This is a genomic window from Streptomyces sp. NPDC043685 (assembly GCF_056436585.1).
This window is the reverse complement of record NZ_JBWKCH010000008.1, coordinates 442,094-460,369: the sequence shown is the minus strand read 5'-3', so window position 1 is coordinate 460,369 and position 18,276 is coordinate 442,094. Positions and strand designations below refer to the sequence as shown.

The 18,276-nt window shown below is 70.4% G+C and carries 18 protein-coding genes and 1 riboswitch; of the genes, 14 read left to right on the top strand and 4 right to left on the bottom strand.

Annotated elements, in window-relative coordinates; genetic code table 11:
* The 3 genes from AC0665_RS27530 to AC0665_RS27520 form a co-directional block, all read left to right on the top strand.
* A partial coding sequence (locus AC0665_RS27530; protein ID WP_478705973.1) for a cytochrome c oxidase subunit I occupies nucleotides 1-819 on the top strand: 819 nt, incomplete at its 5' end.
* Nucleotides 816-1,214: a cytochrome c oxidase subunit 4 gene (locus AC0665_RS27525; RefSeq protein WP_468411402.1), complete on the top strand. Its 399-nt coding sequence runs from the start codon at nucleotides 816-818 to the stop codon at nucleotides 1,212-1,214. The genes AC0665_RS27530 and AC0665_RS27525, both read left to right, overlap by 4 nt.
* 132 nt (nucleotides 1,215-1,346) lie before the next feature.
* Entirely contained in the window at nucleotides 1,347-2,600 is a 1,254-nt protein-coding gene (locus tag AC0665_RS27520; RefSeq protein WP_468637308.1) for a L,D-transpeptidase, read from the top strand.
* Nucleotides 2,601-2,676: 76 nt separating this feature from the next.
* Here AC0665_RS27520 and AC0665_RS27515 read toward each other — a convergent pair whose 3' ends face one another.
* Nucleotides 2,677-3,078 carry a response regulator gene (locus AC0665_RS27515; protein WP_468411398.1) on the bottom strand — a complete coding sequence of 134 codons (402 nt, stop codon included), beginning with the start codon at nucleotides 3,076-3,078 and terminating at the stop codon, nucleotides 2,677-2,679.
* 145 nt (nucleotides 3,079-3,223) lie between these two features.
* Between AC0665_RS27515 and ctaE the strand changes: the two genes are divergently transcribed.
* The 6 genes from ctaE to AC0665_RS27485 all read left to right on the top strand — a co-directional run bounded on the left by ctaE (nucleotide 3,224) and on the right by AC0665_RS27485 (nucleotide 10,352).
* Nucleotides 3,224-3,844 carry an aa3-type cytochrome oxidase subunit III gene (gene ctaE, locus AC0665_RS27510; RefSeq protein WP_363120014.1) on the top strand — a complete coding sequence of 207 codons (621 nt, stop codon included), beginning with the start codon at nucleotides 3,224-3,226 and terminating at the stop codon, nucleotides 3,842-3,844.
* A 73-nt stretch (nucleotides 3,845-3,917) separates the two neighbouring features.
* The gene (gene qcrC / locus AC0665_RS27505; RefSeq protein WP_363120015.1) at nucleotides 3,918-4,730 is read left to right on the top strand and encodes a cytochrome bc1 complex diheme cytochrome c subunit; all 813 of its coding nucleotides are present in this window, start codon (nucleotides 3,918-3,920) and stop codon (nucleotides 4,728-4,730) included.
* The gene (gene qcrA, locus AC0665_RS27500) at nucleotides 4,727-5,794 is read left to right on the top strand and encodes a cytochrome bc1 complex Rieske iron-sulfur subunit (RefSeq protein ID WP_468411396.1); all 1,068 of its coding nucleotides are present in this window, start codon (nucleotides 4,727-4,729) and stop codon (nucleotides 5,792-5,794) included. The genes qcrC and qcrA overlap by 4 nt, the downstream gene beginning before the upstream one ends.
* Nucleotides 5,791-7,413 carry a cytochrome bc1 complex cytochrome b subunit gene (gene qcrB, locus AC0665_RS27495; RefSeq protein WP_363120017.1) on the top strand — a complete coding sequence of 541 codons (1,623 nt, stop codon included), beginning with the start codon at nucleotides 5,791-5,793 and terminating at the stop codon, nucleotides 7,411-7,413. Before qcrA ends, qcrB begins: the two co-directional genes overlap by 4 nt.
* A gap of 134 nt (nucleotides 7,414-7,547) precedes the next feature.
* Nucleotides 7,548-8,612: an anthranilate phosphoribosyltransferase gene (gene trpD / locus AC0665_RS27490; RefSeq protein WP_468411394.1), complete on the top strand. Its 1,065-nt coding sequence runs from the start codon at nucleotides 7,548-7,550 to the stop codon at nucleotides 8,610-8,612.
* Between the two features lie 75 nt (nucleotides 8,613-8,687).
* A riboswitch (SAM riboswitch) is annotated at nucleotides 8,688-8,804 on the top strand.
* Nucleotides 8,805-8,984: 180 nt separating this feature from the next.
* The gene (locus AC0665_RS27485; RefSeq protein ID WP_478607425.1) at nucleotides 8,985-10,352 is read left to right on the top strand and encodes an aminotransferase class V-fold PLP-dependent enzyme; all 1,368 of its coding nucleotides are present in this window, start codon (nucleotides 8,985-8,987) and stop codon (nucleotides 10,350-10,352) included.
* A 47-nt stretch (nucleotides 10,353-10,399) separates the two neighbouring features.
* On the opposite strand, the gene AC0665_RS27480 is transcribed toward AC0665_RS27485, so the two are convergent.
* Both AC0665_RS27480 and AC0665_RS27475 read right to left on the bottom strand, forming a co-directional pair.
* The gene (locus AC0665_RS27480; protein WP_366051275.1) at nucleotides 10,400-10,681 is read right to left on the bottom strand and encodes an Lrp/AsnC ligand binding domain-containing protein; all 282 of its coding nucleotides are present in this window, start codon (nucleotides 10,679-10,681) and stop codon (nucleotides 10,400-10,402) included.
* Nucleotides 10,678-11,430 carry a rhomboid family intramembrane serine protease gene (locus AC0665_RS27475; RefSeq protein ID WP_468411390.1) on the bottom strand — a complete coding sequence of 251 codons (753 nt, stop codon included), beginning with the start codon at nucleotides 11,428-11,430 and terminating at the stop codon, nucleotides 10,678-10,680. Before AC0665_RS27475 ends, AC0665_RS27480 begins: the two co-directional genes overlap by 4 nt.
* A gap of 159 nt (nucleotides 11,431-11,589) precedes the next feature.
* Here AC0665_RS27475 and AC0665_RS27470 point away from each other — a divergent pair, with 159 nt between their 5' ends.
* From AC0665_RS27470 to AC0665_RS27450, 5 genes are all read left to right on the top strand, one after another.
* Nucleotides 11,590-11,829 carry a hypothetical protein gene (locus tag AC0665_RS27470; RefSeq protein WP_114251597.1) on the top strand — a complete coding sequence of 80 codons (240 nt, stop codon included), beginning with the start codon at nucleotides 11,590-11,592 and terminating at the stop codon, nucleotides 11,827-11,829.
* A gap of 37 nt (nucleotides 11,830-11,866) precedes the next feature.
* The gene (locus AC0665_RS27465; protein ID WP_363120022.1) at nucleotides 11,867-13,216 is read left to right on the top strand and encodes an NYN domain-containing protein; all 1,350 of its coding nucleotides are present in this window, start codon (nucleotides 11,867-11,869) and stop codon (nucleotides 13,214-13,216) included.
* 245 nt (nucleotides 13,217-13,461) lie between these two features.
* The gene (locus tag AC0665_RS27460) at nucleotides 13,462-14,502 is read left to right on the top strand and encodes a C40 family peptidase (protein WP_468411386.1); all 1,041 of its coding nucleotides are present in this window, start codon (nucleotides 13,462-13,464) and stop codon (nucleotides 14,500-14,502) included.
* Nucleotides 14,503-14,711: 209 nt separating this feature from the next.
* Nucleotides 14,712-15,725 (top strand): C40 family peptidase, encoded by a 1,014-nt coding sequence (locus AC0665_RS27455; RefSeq protein WP_363120024.1) that lies wholly within the window; start codon nucleotides 14,712-14,714, stop codon nucleotides 15,723-15,725.
* 32 nt (nucleotides 15,726-15,757) lie between these two features.
* Nucleotides 15,758-16,942 (top strand): hypothetical protein, encoded by a 1,185-nt coding sequence (locus tag AC0665_RS27450; protein WP_478705972.1) that lies wholly within the window; start codon nucleotides 15,758-15,760, stop codon nucleotides 16,940-16,942.
* A gap of 69 nt (nucleotides 16,943-17,011) precedes the next feature.
* Here the strand turns inward: AC0665_RS27450 and AC0665_RS27445 are convergent, their stop codons facing one another.
* Nucleotides 17,012-18,247 (bottom strand): glycosyltransferase 87 family protein, encoded by a 1,236-nt coding sequence (locus AC0665_RS27445; RefSeq protein WP_478509884.1) that lies wholly within the window; start codon nucleotides 18,245-18,247, stop codon nucleotides 17,012-17,014.
* Nucleotides 18,248-18,276 lie beyond the last annotated feature (29 nt).

The following is an 18,276-nucleotide window of genomic DNA, read 5'->3' as shown; positions in this document are numbered from 1 at the left end:
ATCGCGGGTCTGTCCGTGACGGTGTGGGCCCACCACATGTACGTCACCGGCGGTGTGCTGCTGCCGTTCTTCTCCTTCATGACGTTCCTCATCGCCGTACCCACCGGTGTGAAGTTCTTCAACTGGATCGGCACCATGTGGAAGGGCTCGCTGTCCTTCGAGACGCCGATGCTCTGGGCGACCGGCTTCCTGATCACCTTCACCTTCGGTGGTCTGACCGGTGTCATCCTGGCCTCGCCGCCGATGGACTTCCACGTCTCCGACTCGTACTTCGTGGTGGCCCACTTCCACTACGTCGTGTTCGGCACCGTGGTGTTCGCGATGTTCTCCGGCTTCCACTTCTGGTGGCCGAAGTGGACCGGCAAGATGCTGGACGAGCGCCTGGGCAAGATCACCTTCTGGACGCTGTTCATCGGCTTCCACGGCACGTTCCTGGTCCAGCACTGGCTGGGCGCCGAGGGCATGCCGCGCCGGTACGCCGACTACCTGGCGGCCGACGGCTTCACCGCGCTGAACACGATCTCGACGATCAGCTCGTTCCTGCTCGGCATGTCGATCCTGCCGTTCTTCTACAACGTGTGGAAGACGGCCAAGTACGGCAAGCCGGTGGGCGTCGACGACCCGTGGGGCTACGGCCGCTCCCTGGAGTGGGCGACCTCCTGCCCGCCGCCGCGGCACAACTTCATCACCATGCCGCGGATCCGCAGTGAATCCCCGGCGTTCGACCTGCACCACCCCGAGATCGCGGCTCTCGACCAGCTCGAGAACGCCGGTCACGGCGAGAAGGCCATCGCTGGTGGCAAGGAGGCCGGCAAGTGAAGATCCAGGGCAAGATGTTCATGTGGCTGAGCGTCTTCGTCCTCGCCATGGCTGTGGTCTATGGCGTGTGGTCGAAGGAGCCGGCCGGTACCACGGCGCTCTTCCTGGCCTTCGGCCTGTGCATCATGATCGGCTTCTACCTGGGCTTCACGGCCAAGCGGGTGGACGTCGGTGCGCAGGACGACAAGGAGGCGGACGTCGCGGACGACGCCGGCGAGGTCGGGTTCTTCAGCCCGCACAGCTGGCAGCCGCTCTCGCTGGCCATCGGCGGCGCCCTCGCCTTCCTGTCGATCGCGATCGGCTGGTGGCTGATGTACTTCTCGCTGCCGATCATCCTGATCGGCGTCTGGGGCTGGGTCTTCGAGTACTACCGCGGTGAGAACCGCACCCAGTAACACGCGCCGAGCACCTCAGGGGCCCGGACACTCCGACAGGAGCGTCCGGGCCCCTGCTGTGTGCCGTAATGCGGTTCACTCGTACGAGTCGCTCGGCGTGCCGCTGTTGACCCGGCTTCCTAGCGTGAGCTCATGAGCCACACAGCGATATCCCGCCCCCGCACCGCCGTCGGCTGCACGCTGCTGGTGATCGCCCTCTGCGCGGGCGCCACCGCCTGCGGCTCGGACGGCAACCCGCTCGCCGCCCGCCCCTACGACGCGGCGGACCAGGTCTCCTTCAACGCCCCCTCCGAAGGGGGCAAGAAGGCCGACCCGGACAAGCCCCTGGAAGTCGTCGAGGACTCCGACGGGCGCATCACGGACGTCACCGCCCAGGACGCCTCAGGGCGCTACGTGGCGGGCGAACTCGCCGCCGACGGCAGCCGCTGGCACAGCACCTCCCCGCTCGCCGCCAACGCCAGCTACACGGTCCGGGTGAGCACCGAGGACGAGGACGGGGCGCCCGGCCGCAAGGTCGTCACCTTCGACACCGGCAAGCCGACCACCAAGCAGCGCCTGGACGTCACCTTCGGCCCCAAGGCGGGCACCTACGGCGTCGGCCAGCCGATCACGGCCGAGCTGAGCCGGCCCGTCAAGGACCTGGCCCAGCGGGCCGTCGTGGAACGGGCCCTCAAGGTCTCCTCCACCCCCGCCGCGGACGGCGCCTGGCACTGGGTGGACGACAAGAAGCTGCACTACCGCCCGAAGGACTACTGGCCCGCGCAGGCCACCGTCCAGGTCCGCAGCAACCTGCAGGGCATCAAGATCGGCGACCGCATGTGGGGCGGCAAGGCCAAGCCGCTGACCATCACCACCGCGGACAAGCTCATAGCCGTGACGGACGCCGCCGCCCACCGGATGACGGTCTACAAGAACGACGAGATCATCCGGCAGATCCCGGTGACCACGGGCAGGCCCGGCTACGACACGCGCAACGGCGTCAAGGTCGTCCTCGCCAAGGAGGGCACCGTCCGGATGACCAGCGCCAGCATCGGCGCCTCGGACTTCTACGACCTCGTCGTGCACCACTCGGTCCGGGTCACCAACAGCGGCGAGTACGTGCACGCCGCCCCCTGGTCCGTCGGCTCCCAGGGCTTCGCCAACGTCAGCCACGGCTGCACCGGCATGAGCACCGAGAACGCCGCCTGGTTCTTCGACACCGTCCGCGAGGGCGACATCGTCGAGGTCGTGAACTCCGGCGGCGACACGATGGCGCCCTTCGGCAACGGCTTCGGCGACTGGAACCTCGACTGGGCGAAGTGGCGCACCGGCAGCGCCCTGGCCGGCGGCACCCCGGACGGCCCGACGGAGGCCGACAGGGCTCGTCTACGCCCTCAGAGCGTCTGACCTGAAGGGGCGCGGGGAACTGCGCGAACAACCCCCACGCGCCCGCAGCCGCCGCATCACGACGCGAACCGACCGCCTAGGCGTTCAGCGCCGCCTTCTCCCGCAACAGCGAAGCCAGGGCCGCGGCGAACTCCACCGGCTCCACCGGCAGGGTCACGGCCGCCTCCGCCCGGCTCCACGTCGCCAGCCACGCGTCCTGCGGCCGCCCGATCAGCAGCAGCACCGGAGGACACTCGAAGATCTCGTCCTTGATCTGCCGGCAGACCCCCATGCCGCCCATCGGCACGGCCTCACCGTCCAGCACGCAGACGTCGATGCCGCCCCGGTCCAGCTCCTTGATCACCGCCGCCGGGGTCGCGCACTCCACGAACTCCACCACAGGGACGTCCGGGGCCGGCCGCCGGCCGGTCGCCAGCCGCACCTGCTCGCGAGTGTTGGAGTCGTCGCTGTAGACCAGCACCGTGGCGGTCGGCTGCATTGTTCCTCCGTGACGTCAGCGTCGTAAGGACAGGCCCGTTGGGCCGGATGCTACTCCCTTGAACACCACGTCAACACCGGTACGACCGGCTTAGACACTCCGAACGGCACCCCCCGGAGTGAGGGCGGGATAAGCGACCGACATAATGTCGGTCGTGGCGACAGCAACGACAGTAGAAACCGGGCACGCGCACCCGTCGGTCAATCGGCCGAACCTCACCAGCGTCGGAACCATCATCTGGCTGAGTTCCGAGCTGATGTTCTTCGCGGCCCTCTTCGCGATGTACTTCACCCTGCGATCGGTGACGGGTCCCGATCACTGGAAGGAGATGGCAGCCCATCTCAACTTCCCGTTCTCGGCGACGAACACCACCATCCTGGTGCTCTCCTCGCTCACCTGCCAGCTCGGCGTCTTCGCCGCCGAGCGCGGTGACGTGAAGAAGCTGCGGATGTGGTTCATCGTCACCTTCATCATGGGTGCGATCTTCATCGGCGGTCAGGTCTTCGAGTACACGGAGCTGGTCAAGGACGCGGGCCTGTCCCTGTCCTCCGACCCGTACGGCTCGGTGTTCTACCTGACCACCGGCTTCCACGGCCTGCACGTGACGGGCGGTCTCATCGCCTTCCTGCTGGTCCTGGGCCGGACCTACGCGGCCCGGAGGTTCACCCACGAGCAGGCGACGGCCGCGATCGTCGTGTCCTATTACTGGCACTTCGTCGATGTCGTCTGGATCGGCCTCTTCGCCACGATCTACATGATCAAGTAGCAGGGCCCGCATCCGCGCCACGAGGCGCATCCCAGAAGCATCGACGCAGAAGATCCTGACACCGGGGTAATCCGTGAAAAAGCTCTCCGCACGACGACGCCACCCGTTGGCGGCGCTCGTCGTCCTACTCCTCGCGCTGGCATGCACCGGGGGGCTGTACGCCGTGTTCGCACCCGCGGACAAGGCGCAGGCCGACGAAACCGCCCAGTCCCTCACCATCGAGGAGGGCAAGAAGCTCTACTCGGTCGGCTGCGCCAGTTGCCACGGCACCGGCGGTCAGGGCACCTCCGACGGGCCGAGCCTGGTGGGTGTGGGCGCCGCGGCCGTCGACTTCCAGGTGGGCACGGGCCGTATGCCGGCCGCCACCTCCCAGGGCCCCCAGGTCCCGGAGAAGAAGAACATCTACTCGCAGGCCGAGATCGACCAGCTCGCGGCGTACATCGCCTCGCTGGGCGCCGGTCCGTCCGTCCCGACGGAGGAGCAGTACGGCCCCGAGGGTGCCGACATCGCCAAGGGCGGTGAGCTGTTCCGCACCAACTGCGCGCAGTGCCACAACTTCACCGGCAAGGGCGGCGCGCTGACGCACGGCAAGTACGCGCCGACCCTCGAGGGCGTCTCCCCGAAGCACATCTACGAGGCCATGCAGACCGGCCCGCAGAACATGCCGTCCTTCCCCGACACCACGCTGTCGGAGAAGAACAAGAAGGACATCATCGCGTACCTCGACGCGGTCAACAGCGAAAAGACCGAGAGCCCCGGCGGCCTCGAACTGGGTGGCCTCGGGCCGGTCAGTGAGGGCCTGTTCGGCTGGATCTTCGGTCTCGGCGGTCTGATCGCCGTCGCCGTGTGGGTCGCCGCCCGGACCGCAAAGGCCAAGAAGTCATGAGTAGCCAAGACATCCCAGAAGAGAACCTGCCTGCCGCGCAGTCCGCAGGCCATGACGAGCACGGCGTGGTGAGCGTCGCGGACGAGAAGCACCCGTTCGCCGACCCGGGCCTGCCGCCCCACGAGCACCGGATCCAGGACATCGACGAGCGGGCCGCCAAGCGGTCCGAGCGTGCGGTCGCCCTGATGTTCACGGTGTCGATGCTGGCCACCGTCGCCTTCATCGCCGCGTTCGTGGCGATCCCGGTCGACAAGTCGGTCTTCATCTTCCCGCTGGGCCACATCAGCGCGCTGAACTTCGCGCTGGGCCTGACGCTCGGCATCGCGCTGTTCTGCATCGGCGCGGGCGCCGTCCACTGGGCCCGCACCCTGATGTCGGACGTGGAGGTCGCCGACGAGCGGCACCCGATCGAGGCGGCGCCCGAGGTCCGCGAGAAGGTCTTCGCGGACTTCAAGCAGGGCGCCAAGGAGTCCGCGCTCGGCCGCCGCAAGCTGATCCGCAACACCATGCTCGGCGCGCTCACGCTGGTCCCGCTCTCCGGCGTCGTGCTGCTGCGCGACCTCGGTCCGCTGCCCGGCGAGAAGCTCCGCCACACGCTGTGGTCGAAGGGCAAGCTGCTCGTCAACATGAACACCAACGAGCCGCTGCGTCCCTCCGACGTCGCGGTCGGTTCGCTGACCTTCGCCAAGCCCGAGGGCCTGGAGGAGCACGACCACGACTTCCAGAACGAGATCGCCAAGGCCGCCCTGATGATCGTCCGGATCCAGCCGGACAACATCAAGGACAAGCGCGAGCTCGAGTGGTCGCACGAAGGCATCGTCGCGTACTCGAAGATCTGCACCCACGTCGGCTGCCCGATCTCCCTGTACGAGCAGCAGACGCATCACGTGCTCTGCCCCTGCCACCAGTCCACCTTCGACCTCTCCGACGGTGCCCGAGTGATCTTCGGTCCCGCTGGTCACGCCCTGCCGCAGCTCCGCATCGGCGTGAACGACGAGGGTTACCTCGAGGCGCTCGGCGACTTCGAAGAGCCCGTCGGCCCTGCTTTCTGGGAGCGCGGATGAGCACTGCACAGACACGCCGCAAGGCGCCCGCGGGTGAGCGGGTCGCCGACTGGGCCGACGGCCGCCTCGGGATCTACTCCCTGGCCAAGGCCAACATGCGCAAGATCTTCCCGGACCACTGGTCCTTCATGCTCGGTGAGATCTGCCTCTACAGCTTCATCATCATCATCCTCACGGGTGTGTACCTGACGCTGTTCTTCCACCCGTCGATGAACGAGGTGGAGTACCACGGCAGTTACGTCCCGCTCCAGGGGCAGCTGATGTCGGAGGCCTTCGCCTCCACGCTGGACATCAGCTTCGACGTCCGCGGCGGTCTGCTCATCCGGCAGATCCACCACTGGGCGGCGATCATCTTCCTCGCCGGCATGTTCGTGCACATGATGCGCGTCTTCTTCACCGGCGCGTTCCGCAAGCCGCGCGAGATCAACTGGCTGTTCGGCTTCCTGCTGTTCGTCCTGGGCATGTTCACCGGTTTCACCGGCTACTCGCTCCCGGACGACCTGCTCTCCGGCACCGGTGTCCGCTTCACGCAGGGCGCGATCCTGTCCGTGCCGATCGTGGGCACGTACATCTCGATGTTCCTGTTCGGCGGGGAGTTCCCGGGCACCGACTTCGTCGCCCGGTTCTACTCGATCCACATCCTGCTGCTGCCGGGCATCATGCTCGGGCTCGTGGTCGGCCACCTGATCCTGGTCTTCTACCACAAGCACACCCAGTTCGCGGGTCCCGGACGGACCAACAAGAACGTCGTCGGCATGCCGCTGCTGCCGGTCTACATGGCCAAGGCCGGAGGCTTCTTCTTCCTGGTCTTCGGTGTCATCGCGGCCATCGCCGGCATCGCGACCGTGAACCCGATCTGGGTCCTGGGCCCCTACCGTCCCGACCAGGTGTCGACCGGTGCCCAGCCCGACTGGTACATGGGCTTCGCCGAGGGTCTGGTCCGCGCCATGCCGGGCTGGGAGATCAACCTCTGGGGCCACACGCTCGTCCTGGGCGTGTTCATCCCGCTGGTCCTCTTCGGCCTGTTCCTCGCGATCATCGCCCTGTACCCGTTCATCGAGTCGTGGGTCACCGGGGACAAGCGCGAGCACCACATCCTGGACCGCCCGCGCAACGCCCCGACGCGTACCGCCGTCGGTGTCGCGTGGGTCACCGGCTACATCATCATGCTGATCGGCGGTGGCAACGACATCGTCGCCACGCACTTCCACCTGTCGATCAACGCGGTCACCTGGTTCGTCCGGATCGGCTTCTTCCTCGGACCGGTCATCGCCTTCGTCGTCACCAAGCGGATCTGCCTCGGCCTCCAGCGCCGGGACAAGGAGAAGGTGCTGCACGGCCGCGAGTCGGGCATCATCAAGCGCCTGCCGCACGGTGAGTTCATCGAGGTGCACGAGCCGCTCAGCCAGGAGCAGATGTACACGCTCACCGCGCACGAGCAGTACAAGCCGGCCGAGATCGGCCCGACGGTCGACGAGAACGGTGTCGAGCGCAAGGTGAAGGGCTCCGAGAAGCTGCGCGCCAAGCTCAGCGACGCCTACTACGGCGAGGGCGCTCAGATCCCGAAGCCCACCGTCGAGGAGTACCGGGAGATCACGAGCGGCCACGGCCACCACTGATCACTGCTTCGCCACGCCACTGAAGGGCCCCGTCCGGTGTTCGGACGGGGCCCTTCGCGTGCCCGGGCCTGGATAGGGTGGACCCGTTGAGACTCTCGTCCCGCAGTGCGGGACGCCTGACCCTGGAGCGGCTTATGAGCGCTGTGACCCCCGCTGGAGGCGACACCGCGGCGGGCCGCTCCTGGCCCCTGCTGCTGAACGGCCTGCTGGACGGCAGGCACCTGAGCGCGGACGACACCGCCTGGGCGATGGACCGGATCATGCGCGGCGAGGCGACCGAGGCGCAGATCGCCGGGTTCGTCGTCGCCCTGCGCGCCAAGGGCGAGACCGTCGAGGAGATCAACGGCCTGGTCCGCACGATGTACGAGCACGCCAACGTGATCGAGGTGCCCGGGGCGACGGTCGACATCGTCGGCACCGGCGGTGACGGCGCGAAGACGGTCAACATCTCCACGATGTCCTCGATCGTCGTCGCGGGCACCGGCGCGAAGGTCGTCAAGCACGGCAACCGGGCCGCGTCCTCGGCGTCCGGGGCCTCCGACGTGCTGGAGAAGCTCGGGGTCAACCTGGAACTGCCGCTGCACCGGGTCGCGGAGGTCGCCGAGGAGGCCGGCATCACGTTCTGCTTCGCGGTGAAGTTCCACCCGGCGCTGCGGCACGCGGGCGCGGCACGCGGCCAGTTGGGCATCCGCACGGTGTTCAACGCCCTCGGCCCGCTGACCAACCCGGCCCGGGTCCGCGCCCAGGCCGTCGGTGTGGCGGATCCCCGCATGGCGCCGATCGTCGCGGGCGTCTTCGCCGAGCGCGGCAACTCGTCCCTGGTCTTCCGGGGTGACGACGGCCTCGACGAGCTCACCACCACGGCCACGTCCCGGGTGTGGATCGTGCGCGGGGGCAAGGTGACCGAGGAGGCCTTCGACCCGCGTGACGTGGGCCTCGACCTGGTCCCCGTGGAGGCCCTGCGCGGCGCGGACGCCTCCTACAACGCGGAGGTCGCGCGGCGGCTGCTGGACGGGGAGACCGGGCCGGTGCGGGACGCGGTGGTGCTGAACTCGGCGGCGGCGCTGGTGGCCCTGGAGCCCACACAGGCCCCGCTGGCCGAGCAGATCCGCGCCGGGATGGTGAAGGCGGCCGAGTCGATCGACTCGGGCGCGGCGAAGCGCACCCTGGAGCGCTGGGTGGCCGCGAGCAACAAGTAGCGGATTTCCGTACGGCGTCCCGCGATCCGGACTCGGGTTGCGGGACGCCGATCTCTTCGCGTACGTTCCTGAGCAGGTCATGAGTGACAGTCATGAGGCCCCGGCCGACTGTCCGGCAACCCTCCGTCCGTGGCGGGGTGCCCCGGGTGAAGACCAGGCCGCAGGCAGCGAGGTCTGCGGCAAGCGCGGACCCCTCGCACGCTTTTGAGAAGTGTGGGACCAGGGGTCCTGGTCGTCGAGGAGTTCTCCCGTGAATCAGCGAATGCGATAGGGCCGCAGAGCCCCGCCTCCGCATCCCTCTTTCCTTCATCCCCCGCTGGTAGCCGTACCGGCTCGCGGGCGGATTCCACCTGCCTTCACGGGAGTTCACCCATGTCCGTCTCCACCGTTGCCGCCGCCCCGTCCGTCTGTGCCCCGCTGCCCGTTCTGGGCCGGGACGTCACCGTGCCGCTCGTGACCGGCGGCGAGGTCACCTACGCCGCCCTCGACTACGCCGCCAGCGCCCCGGCGCTCCAGCGGGTCTGGGACGACGTCGCCGCCTACGCGCCGTACTACGGCAGCGTGCACCGCGGCGCGGGGTACCTCTCGCAGCTGTCGACCGACCTGTTCGAGAACGCCCGCCGGACCGTCGCGGAGTTCCTGGACTGCCGGGAAGACGACCAGGTGGTCTTCACCCGCTCCACCACCGACTCGCTCAACCTCCTCGCCGCCGCGCTCCCCGCCGACTGCCAGGTCTTCGTCTTCGAGACCGAGCACCACGCCTCCCTGCTGCCCTGGCGCGACGCCCGCGTCACCTTCCTCGACGCGCCGCGCAGCCCCGGTGCGGCCGTCGAGAGCCTGGAACGCGCCCTGGCTGGCCGGGACCCCCACGGGCCGGCCCTGGTCTGCGTCACCGGCGCCTCCAACGTCACCGGCGAGCTGTGGCCGGTGCGGGAACTCGCCGCGGCCGCGCACGCCCACGGTGCGCGGATCGTGCTGGACGCCGCCCAGCTGGCCCCCCACCACCCGGTGTCCGTCGCCGGCCTGGACGTCGACTGGGTCGCCTTCTCCGGGCACAAGCTGTACGCGCCCTTCGGCTCGGGCGTGCTGGCCGGGCGGTCCGACTGGCTGCGCACGGCCGAGCCGTACCTCGCGGGCGGCGGCGCCAGCCGCAAGGTCACCCGGCGCGAGGACGGGGGAGTGGACGTGGAGTGGCACGACAGCGCCGCCCGCCACGAGGCCGGTTCGCCCAACGTCATCGGCGCCTACGCCCTCGCCTCGGCCTGCAAGGCGCTGACCGAGGCCGGCTTCGACACCCTGGTGGCCCGTGAGCAGCACCTGGTCCGCGCGGTCCGGGAGGGTCTCGCCGACGTGCCCCAGGTGCGGTTCCTGTCCCTCTTCGGGGACGACGCGCCGCGGGTCGGGGTGCTCTCCTTCGTCGTCGAGGGCTGGAACAGCTCCCACTTCGCCGCCGCCCTGTCCGCGGAGTACGGCATCGGCGTGCGCGACGGGCTGTTCTGCGCCCACCCGCTGGTGCGCACGCTGCTCGGCGGCGACCCGCAGTCGCAGGGGGAGTGCGGGTCGCCGGAGGCCGCGCCCGGGGAGAAGTCGCTGAACGCCATCCGGGTCAGCTTCGGCGCGGGCACGCCGGACGAGCACGTGGAGCGGTTCGTGCGGGCGGTCAGGGAGCTGGTGGCGGACGGGGCGAAGTGGACCTACCGCACCGAGGACGGCCGCTGCGTGCCGGACACCTCCGCCTGAGCCGGCAGACGGCCGCCCTGGACGATCAACCGCGGCAGGGCGGCCTCTCAGTTGTCCAGGCCGATCGAGAACGCCGCTTCCAGGTCGTGCTGGGAGTACGTGCGGAACGCCACGTGCGTGTCCGTCCCCTCCACCCCGCTGATCTTGCTGATCCGGCCCGGGATGACCTCCGCCAGGTCCTCGTGCTCCTTGACCCGGACCATCGCGATCAGGTCGTAGGTGCCCGTGACGGAGAAGACCTCGCTGACGCTGTCCAGCGCCGCGATCGACTCGGCGATCTCGGGGATCCGGTCCACGCTGGTCTTGATGAGGACGATCGCGGTGATCACGGCTGGTTCTCTCCCTCGGGGGCCGGAGCAGGGGCGGCCTTCACTCTAGTGGGGCCGGTCGGGCGGCCGTAGCGGACCGACGCGTAGCCGAAGCCCAGACCGAATCCGATCAGGTGGGCGAGGTAGGCCACCCCCGGCCCGTCCGAGGCCCGCCCCGCCGCCAGCCACTGCAGCGCCGCCCAGAACGGCAGCACGACCCAGGCCGGGAAGCGCACCGGCAGGAAGAAGAGGAACGGCAGGAGACTGGTGACCCGGGCGCGCGGGAACAGGTACAGGAACGCACCGAGGACCGCCGAGATCGCCCCGGAGGCGCCGACCAGGGACTGCTCGGAGTCCGCGTTGGCCACGGCGTAGCCCAGCAGGGCCAGGTAGCCGCAGCCGACGTAGAACAGGGTGAACTGCACGCGGCCCATCCGTTCCTCGGTCATGGCGCCGAAGACGTAGAGGAAGAGCATGTTGCCGAGCAGGTGCACCCAGCTGCCGTGGACGAAGAGCGCCGTCGCGGGGGTGAGGGCCGATCCCGTGGACCCTTCGAACAGTTCCGCGGGGATCACCCCCCACCGCCGGAAGTAGGCCCGCTGCACGGCGAGCAGCTCGTCGCCGGCGCCGTACGCCGGGTTCAGGCCCGAGGCGGGTCCGGCCAGGAAGGACAGACAGCACAGGGCGATCAGGGTGTACGTGACCGGCGCCGACGACCGCGCGACCGATCTGCCGGCCCGGACGAGCGGCGCACTCCACTTGCGGATCATGAATACAGAGCATGACGTAACCGGACGCAACCACCCAGACCGCCTCGCCGCCGTGGACGCGCAGGCGGCGAGGACCCGCCAGGCCGTAGGGTTACGGACCACACGCACCGGGGATGCCGGTCGCGTCACGGACACTAGAAGGAAAGAGAACAGGTCACGATGACGGTTCCCCTGCCGACCGCCGGGACGCGGTGGCGCTGCACCCTCTGCGGCAACCTCACGAGGTTCGACGTGACCCGCTCGTCGAAGGTCGTCGAGTACGTCCACCTCGACCTGGCCGGAGAGCCGAAGGTCGAGGAGCGCGAGGTGCTCAGTGAGACCATCGAGTCGGTGCGCTGCCGCTGGTGCAACGCGGTGGACCAGGTGGAACTCGTGGACAGGCCGGGTGCCGGCTCCTGACAGGGACCGGCCCCGCACAGGCATAGGGGTGTGACGGATGGTGGAGACCACGGGCGGGGGGCCGGGTGACGGCGCCGCCGAGGTGCTCGACCGTCCCCTGCCCGACGGCGTGCGCCGCAGGGTCGTGCAGATCGTCTCCGACGGCTTCGGTTCGCTGACGGTCGGCGAGCTGCCCGCGCAGCTCAGGCAGTACGCCAGGTTCGCCCCGAACCGCAGGGCCAAGTTCGCCGGCAACGCGATGGCCGCGGCGCTGGAGACCGATCCGCTGTTCCGGCAGCGCATCGGGGAGAAGCTGAGAGAGGCCCAGCCGGAGCTGACCGGCGCTCTCGACTCAGGCTCCCCGCCCCCGGCCGCGGACCCGCTCGACGTGGCGGCCGCGGCCTACGTACTGCGACCCCTCGACTGGGTGAAACTGGTGACCGCCGCCGGTGAGGAGGCCCAGCGGGCCGACGCCGAGCGCGCCGACGAGGAGAGCCGGGCCGAGCTGGAGCGGCTGCGCGACGAGCTCGACCGAGCCCGTGACCACACCCGGGCCGAGACCGAGCGGCTGCGCGCGGAGCTGGATTCGGCCAAGAAGGAGACCGAGTCGCTGCACCGCAAGCTGCGCGCCGCCCTCAGTGACGTCAAGCGCGGCGAGGCGGCCCTGCGCAAGGCGCACGGCGAGATCGAGGCCGTCCGCGCCGAGGGGCACGCCCAGGTGTCCGCCGCCGAGAGCGAGACGCGGCGGCTGAAGTCCCGGCTGAGCGAGACCGAGGCCGCCCTGGAGGCCGCGCGCCGGGCCGCCCGCGAGGGCCGCAGCGTCGAGGACATGCGGGTACGGCTGCTGCTGGACACCCTGCTGGACGCGACCCAGGGCCTGCGCCGCGAACTGGCGCTGCCTCCGGTGTCGGTGCGGCCGGCCGAGACCGTCGACGCCGTCGAGCCGGGCCGGATGACCCCCAAGGACATCGCCGCCCGCGCCCTGTCGGAGAACGACCCGCAGGTCCTCGACCAGCTGCTGGCGCTGCCGCAGGCCCATCTGGTCGTCGACGGCTATAACGTCACCAAGACGGGCTATCCGCAGATGCCGCTGGAGAAGCAGCGCCTGCGGCTGCTCGGGCAGCTCTCCCAACTGGCCGCGCAGAGCGGCGCGGAGGTGACCTGCGTCTTCGACGGCGCCGAACTGGCCGCGCCGGTGCTGCTCGCACCACCGCGGGGGGTGCGCGTGCTGTTCTCGAAGCCGGGCGTCACCGCCGACGAGCTCATCCGCCAGCTGGTGCGGGCCGAACCACCGGGCCGCCCGGTCATCGTGGCGTCCACCGACCGCGAGGTCGCCGACGGCGTGGCCCGGGCCGGTGCCCGCCCGGTGGCCTCCGCGATGCTGCTGAAGCGGCTTTCACGGGCCTAGGGGCCGTACGCACCATGCGTAACGTCCGGGCGTGATGCCCGAATTGACGGTGCCTGTGGGCCACGGTGTGTCAAGTGAGTCTCACCGCCTGTGAGTCCCGGGGAAAAGTTGGCCTACCGTGACGCGATTTTTCATCTGAGGATTTGAACTGATCACAGGAAGGTCACTAGGGTCAGCCCCAACCTCCGCTCGGGTGATCACTCATCGGGAGAGACGGCGGAGGGGCCAGAAGGAGCTTTTCACCCGTGGCGTCCCACCGTCGTCCGAAGCAGCCGAGCCGCGCACGTGTGACCGTGCTGACCACAGCCGCCGCCGCTGCCGTCGCCTTCAGCTCGCAGGCCGCCAACGCGGCCCCCAGTGAGAAGCCGAGCAAGGACGAGGTCAAGGCCAAGGTCGACAAGCTCTACGAAGAGGCGGAGCAGGCCACCGAGAAGTACAACGGGGCCAAGGAGAAGCAGGAGAAGCTCCAGAAGGAGATCTCCACCATCCAGGACAACGTGGCCCGCGGCCAGGAGGAGCTCAACGAGCTCCGCGACAGCCTGGGCCTCGCCGCCGCGTCGCAGTACCGCACCGGCTCCATCGACCCCTCCGTCCAGCTGTTCCTCTCCGCGAACCCCGAGGACTACCTCGACAAGGCCTCCACGCTCGACCAGTTGAGCAGCCAGCAGGTCGAGGCGCTGAAGAAGGTCCAGGAGAAGCAGCGCGAACTCGCCCAGGAGCGCGCCGAGGCCTCGGAGAAGCTCAAGGACCTCGCCTCCACCCGGACCGAACTGGGCAAGAAGAAGAAGGAAGTCCAGGGCAAGCTCTCCTCCGCGCAGAAGCTGCTCAACAGCCTCACCGCCGCCGAGAAGGCCGAACTCGCCGCCGAGCAGAGCCGCGCCAGCCGCACCAGCGAGCGCGACGCCCTCGACGTGGACGTCCCGCCCGGCTCGGGCCGCGCCGCCGCCGCCTTCGCCTTCGCCCAGAGCCAGCTCGGCAAGCCCTACGTCTACGGCGCCACCGGCATGAGCTCCTTCGACTGCTCCGGTCTCACCTCCCGGGCCTACGCCTCCGCCGGCATCCAGATCCCGCGCACCTCGGAGGCCCAGTCCCAGATCGGCACCAAGATCTACTCGGTCAGCCAGCTCAAGGTCGGCGACCTGGTCTTCTTCTTCAACGACCTGCACCACGTCGGCCTCTACGCCGGCAACGGGCAGATCATCCACGCCCCGCGCACCGGCACCGTCGTCCGCTACGAGTCGATGAACACCATCGGCGGCCCGTTCATGTTCGGCGTCCGGGTCTGACGACCGGCTCCCGGAGCCTTCGAGACGAGGACCGTGTCCGCCGTTAGGGCGAATCACCACAGATCCGAGTGAGCCCACGCCCCGCCCTTGACCTGCGTCAGCGGCGGGGCGCACCGCTGCACACCCACGGATGGTCGTTGGCGGCCCCCGGCCACGGGGCTACTGTCTGCCGCGTTCTTAGTCCGCCAGCGGAAGGAGAGCGGCTTCCCGTGGGGTCCCATCGCCGCCTTGCACCGTCCGGGTCCGACCGGGGCGCCAGCGCCGCGGTCGGCCTGCTGTCCGTCGCGGCCGCCGCCCTGGGCGCCGTACCGGCCGGCGCCGCACCGTACGACGACACCCGGGCCACGGTGGACCGGCTCTACGAGCAGGCCGAGAAGGCGACCGAGGCCTACAACGAGGCCGACGAGCGCGCCGACGCGCTGCGCGAGGAGGTCGGCACCGCCCGGGACCGGATCGCCCGTGGGCAGCAGCGCGTCAACTCGATGCGCGAGTCACTCGGTTCGCTCGCCGGTGCCCAGTACCGCTCGGGCGGCATCGACCCGTCCCTCGCCCTGCTGTTCTCCGACGACCCGGAGGACTACCTCGACAAGGCCTCCCGGCTCGACCGCCTCACCGCCCATCAGGCCGGCGAGCTGAGGGAACTCCGGCACGCCATGCGCGAACTCGCCCAGGACCGCGAGGAGGCCGCCGGCAAGCTCCGCGAGCTGGAGAAGAGCCGCAAGGCCGTCGCCGCGCACAAGAAGAGCGTCGAGCGGAAGCTCGCCGCGGCGCAGCGGCTGCTCAACTCCCTCCCGGACGCCGAGCGCGACGCCTACGGCCGCGCCTCCCGCTCCGGCCGCACCGGCATGCCCGACCTCGGCGGCGCCACCGCCGCCTCGGGCCGTGGGTCCGCCGCCGTGGCCGCCGCCCGCAGCGCGCTCGGCAAGCCCTACGTCTGGGGGGCGAACGGACCCTCCGGCTTCGACTGCTCGGGCCTGATGCAGTGGTCGTACGCGCAGGCCGGGGTCTCCCTGCCGCGCACCTCGCAGGCCCAGCGGTACGCCGGCCGGCAGGTCCCGCTGTCCGAGGCGCGCCCCGGTGACCTGGTCGTCTACCGGGGCGACGCCAGCCATGTCGGGATGTACATGGGCAACGGCCAGGTCATCCACGCGCCCTACCCCGGCGCGCCCGTGCGCTACGACCCGGTCGGGATGATGCCCGTCTCGTCGGTCACCAGGGTCTGACCCGCGCGGCCCGGCGCCCGTACGATCGGGACGTGGCTGGTCGAAGGTCGGGATCCGGGGTGGTGGCGCTCGTCCTGCTGCTCGTCGCCCTGGTCGGGTGCGGCGGGCGCCCGGCGGCCGACAGCGCCACGGCCGACGTCCAGCGGCTCCTGGACCGCCGGGCCGCCGCGGTCCTCGACCGTGACCAGCGGGCCTACGAACGCACGGGCCGGGGCACGGACTTCGCCAGACTGCGCGCGGTGCCCGTGGCCGCCTGGTCGTACCGGGTGACCGGACTGCGCCGCACCGGCGACACCGCCACCGCCGAGGCCGAACTGCGCTACCGCGTCGCCGGCTACGACCCGGCGCCGGTGACCGCGGGACGCACCCTGCGGCTGAGCCGGGACGCGGCCGGGCGGTGGTCCGTGGACACCGACCGGCCCGCGAGGAAGTCCGCGCAGCAGCTGTGGGACCAGGGGACGGTGCAGCTCGTCCGGGGGCGGCACAGTCTCGTGCTCGGCGTCGGGCAGTCCGGGCGGTCGCTGCGCGACTTCGCGGACCTGGCCGACCGCGCGGTGCCCGCCGTGTCGGACGCGTGGGGCACCCGCTGGAGCCGGCGGGTCGTGGTGCTCGTGCCCACCTCGATCGAGGGGATGGCGGGGCTGCTCGGCTCGCCCGCCTCCTCCTACCGCGGGATCGCCGCCGTCACCACCGGCGAGACGGGCGCGCGGGGCCGGGCGCCGGCGGACCGGATCATCGTCAACCCGGACGCGTTCGCGCTCCTCGGCGGCCTCGGCGAGCAGGTCGTCGTCACCCACGAGACCACCCACGTCGCCACCCGTGCCCACACCACCGCCGCGACTCCCCTGTGGCTGTCCGAGGGATACGCCGACTGGGTCGGTTACCGCGCGGCCGGCCGCATCCCCGCCGAGGCCGCTCCCGAGCTGTCACGGGCGGTCGCCGACGGCCGGATCCCCACCGCGCTCCCGGACGACGATGACTTCGGCTTCACCGGCGACGCGGGCCGCCTGGCCCGCGCCTACGAGAGCGGCTGGACGGCCTGCCGCCTGATCGCCGACCGCTGGGGCGAGCCCCGGCTGCGCGCGTTCTACCGGGCCGTCGGCGCTCACGGGAAGCGGGCCGGGGCGGTGGAGGACGCGATGCGGACGGTGCTGGGGACGACGCAGGAGGCCTTCACCAGGGAGTGGCGGAAGTCCCTGGAGGACCAGCTCGGATGACCCGGCGCGGCCGGGGAGCGGCCGACGCGGTCCGGACCACCCGTACGCCCCCACGGGCCGGGCCGCCGCTCAGGAGGAAACGGGCGTCTCGTCGCTTCGGGTGGGCCGAGCGGACGCGGGTGCGGGGAGCGTGCCGGGGACCGTCGCCCGCCACAGGGCACGGGCCGCGGTCAGCGCGGCGGCCACCAGCAGGCCGTTGCGCAGGAACAGCAGGGTCAGGCCGAGGCCGTCACTGGCCACCACGCTGCCGAAGTAGTACGGGAACTCCAGCACCGTCACGAAGCTCGCCACCAGGACGAGGGCGACCGGCAGCCGCATCCGGCTCCCGGGGAAGTACAGGCACACCGCCGCAAGACCGACCAGCCACACCATGTACTGCGGGCTGATCACGCGGCTGGTGGTGGTGAACATCAGCACCGCCACGAAGGCCGCGTCGGCGAGCGTGTGCTCCTCGAAGCGCCGGGCCAGCAGCCGCCACAGCACCAGCCAGCCGAAGGCCGCCCCGGTGAGGAACAGCGCGCCCGTGCTCACCTCGCTCACATACGGTCCCAGGAACTCGATGGAGCCGTAGTTCAGCTTCACCTCGCCCTGCCAGCCGAAGTGCCGGGCGACGTGGAAGACCAGCGCGCCCAGCGACTCCACCTCGGTGCCCCGGTCCCGCTGGAAGGTCAGAAACGCGAACGCACCCGGCATGGCCAGGGCGAACACGCCCGTCACCGCCACCCCCGTCACCAGGGCCGACACCCAGGCACCGCGGCGGCGGGCGGCCAGCAGCAGCATCGCGGGCCAGACCTTGAGCAGGGCGCCGAACGCGGCCAGGGCCCCCATCGCCCTCGGGTGCCGGGCGCCCGCGAGCAGCGCGGCCATCGCCACGGCCGTGACCATCACGTCGTAGCGGGCGTACACCGTCGGACCGAGCAGGGGCACGCCGGTCACCCACACCCAGGCGCCGCGCAGCGACCGGCCCGGGCGGCGCCCCGCGTACGTCATGAGGGCCAGCACGGCCGCGTCGGTGACGCAGACCAGTACGAAGAACGCGGTCGCGTAGTCCAGGAACGGCAGCAGGCCGGGGGAGAGGATCGCCAGCGCGGCGGCGGGCGGGTACTGCCAGGTGACGTCGTGCAGAGGGAACGTTCCGCTGCTCAGGACGTCGTACCAGCCCCGGTAGATCACGTGCACGTCGCTCGTGACGTCCGGGCCGGGGAAGACGTACACCTTCAGGACGAACAGCAGCAGCACCAGCCTCGTGAGACACCAGACCACCGGCAGCCATGCCAGGGACCGCCCCGCGCCCGTCGTCTTCACGTGATCCCTGCCCGTTCGCCTGCCGTGTC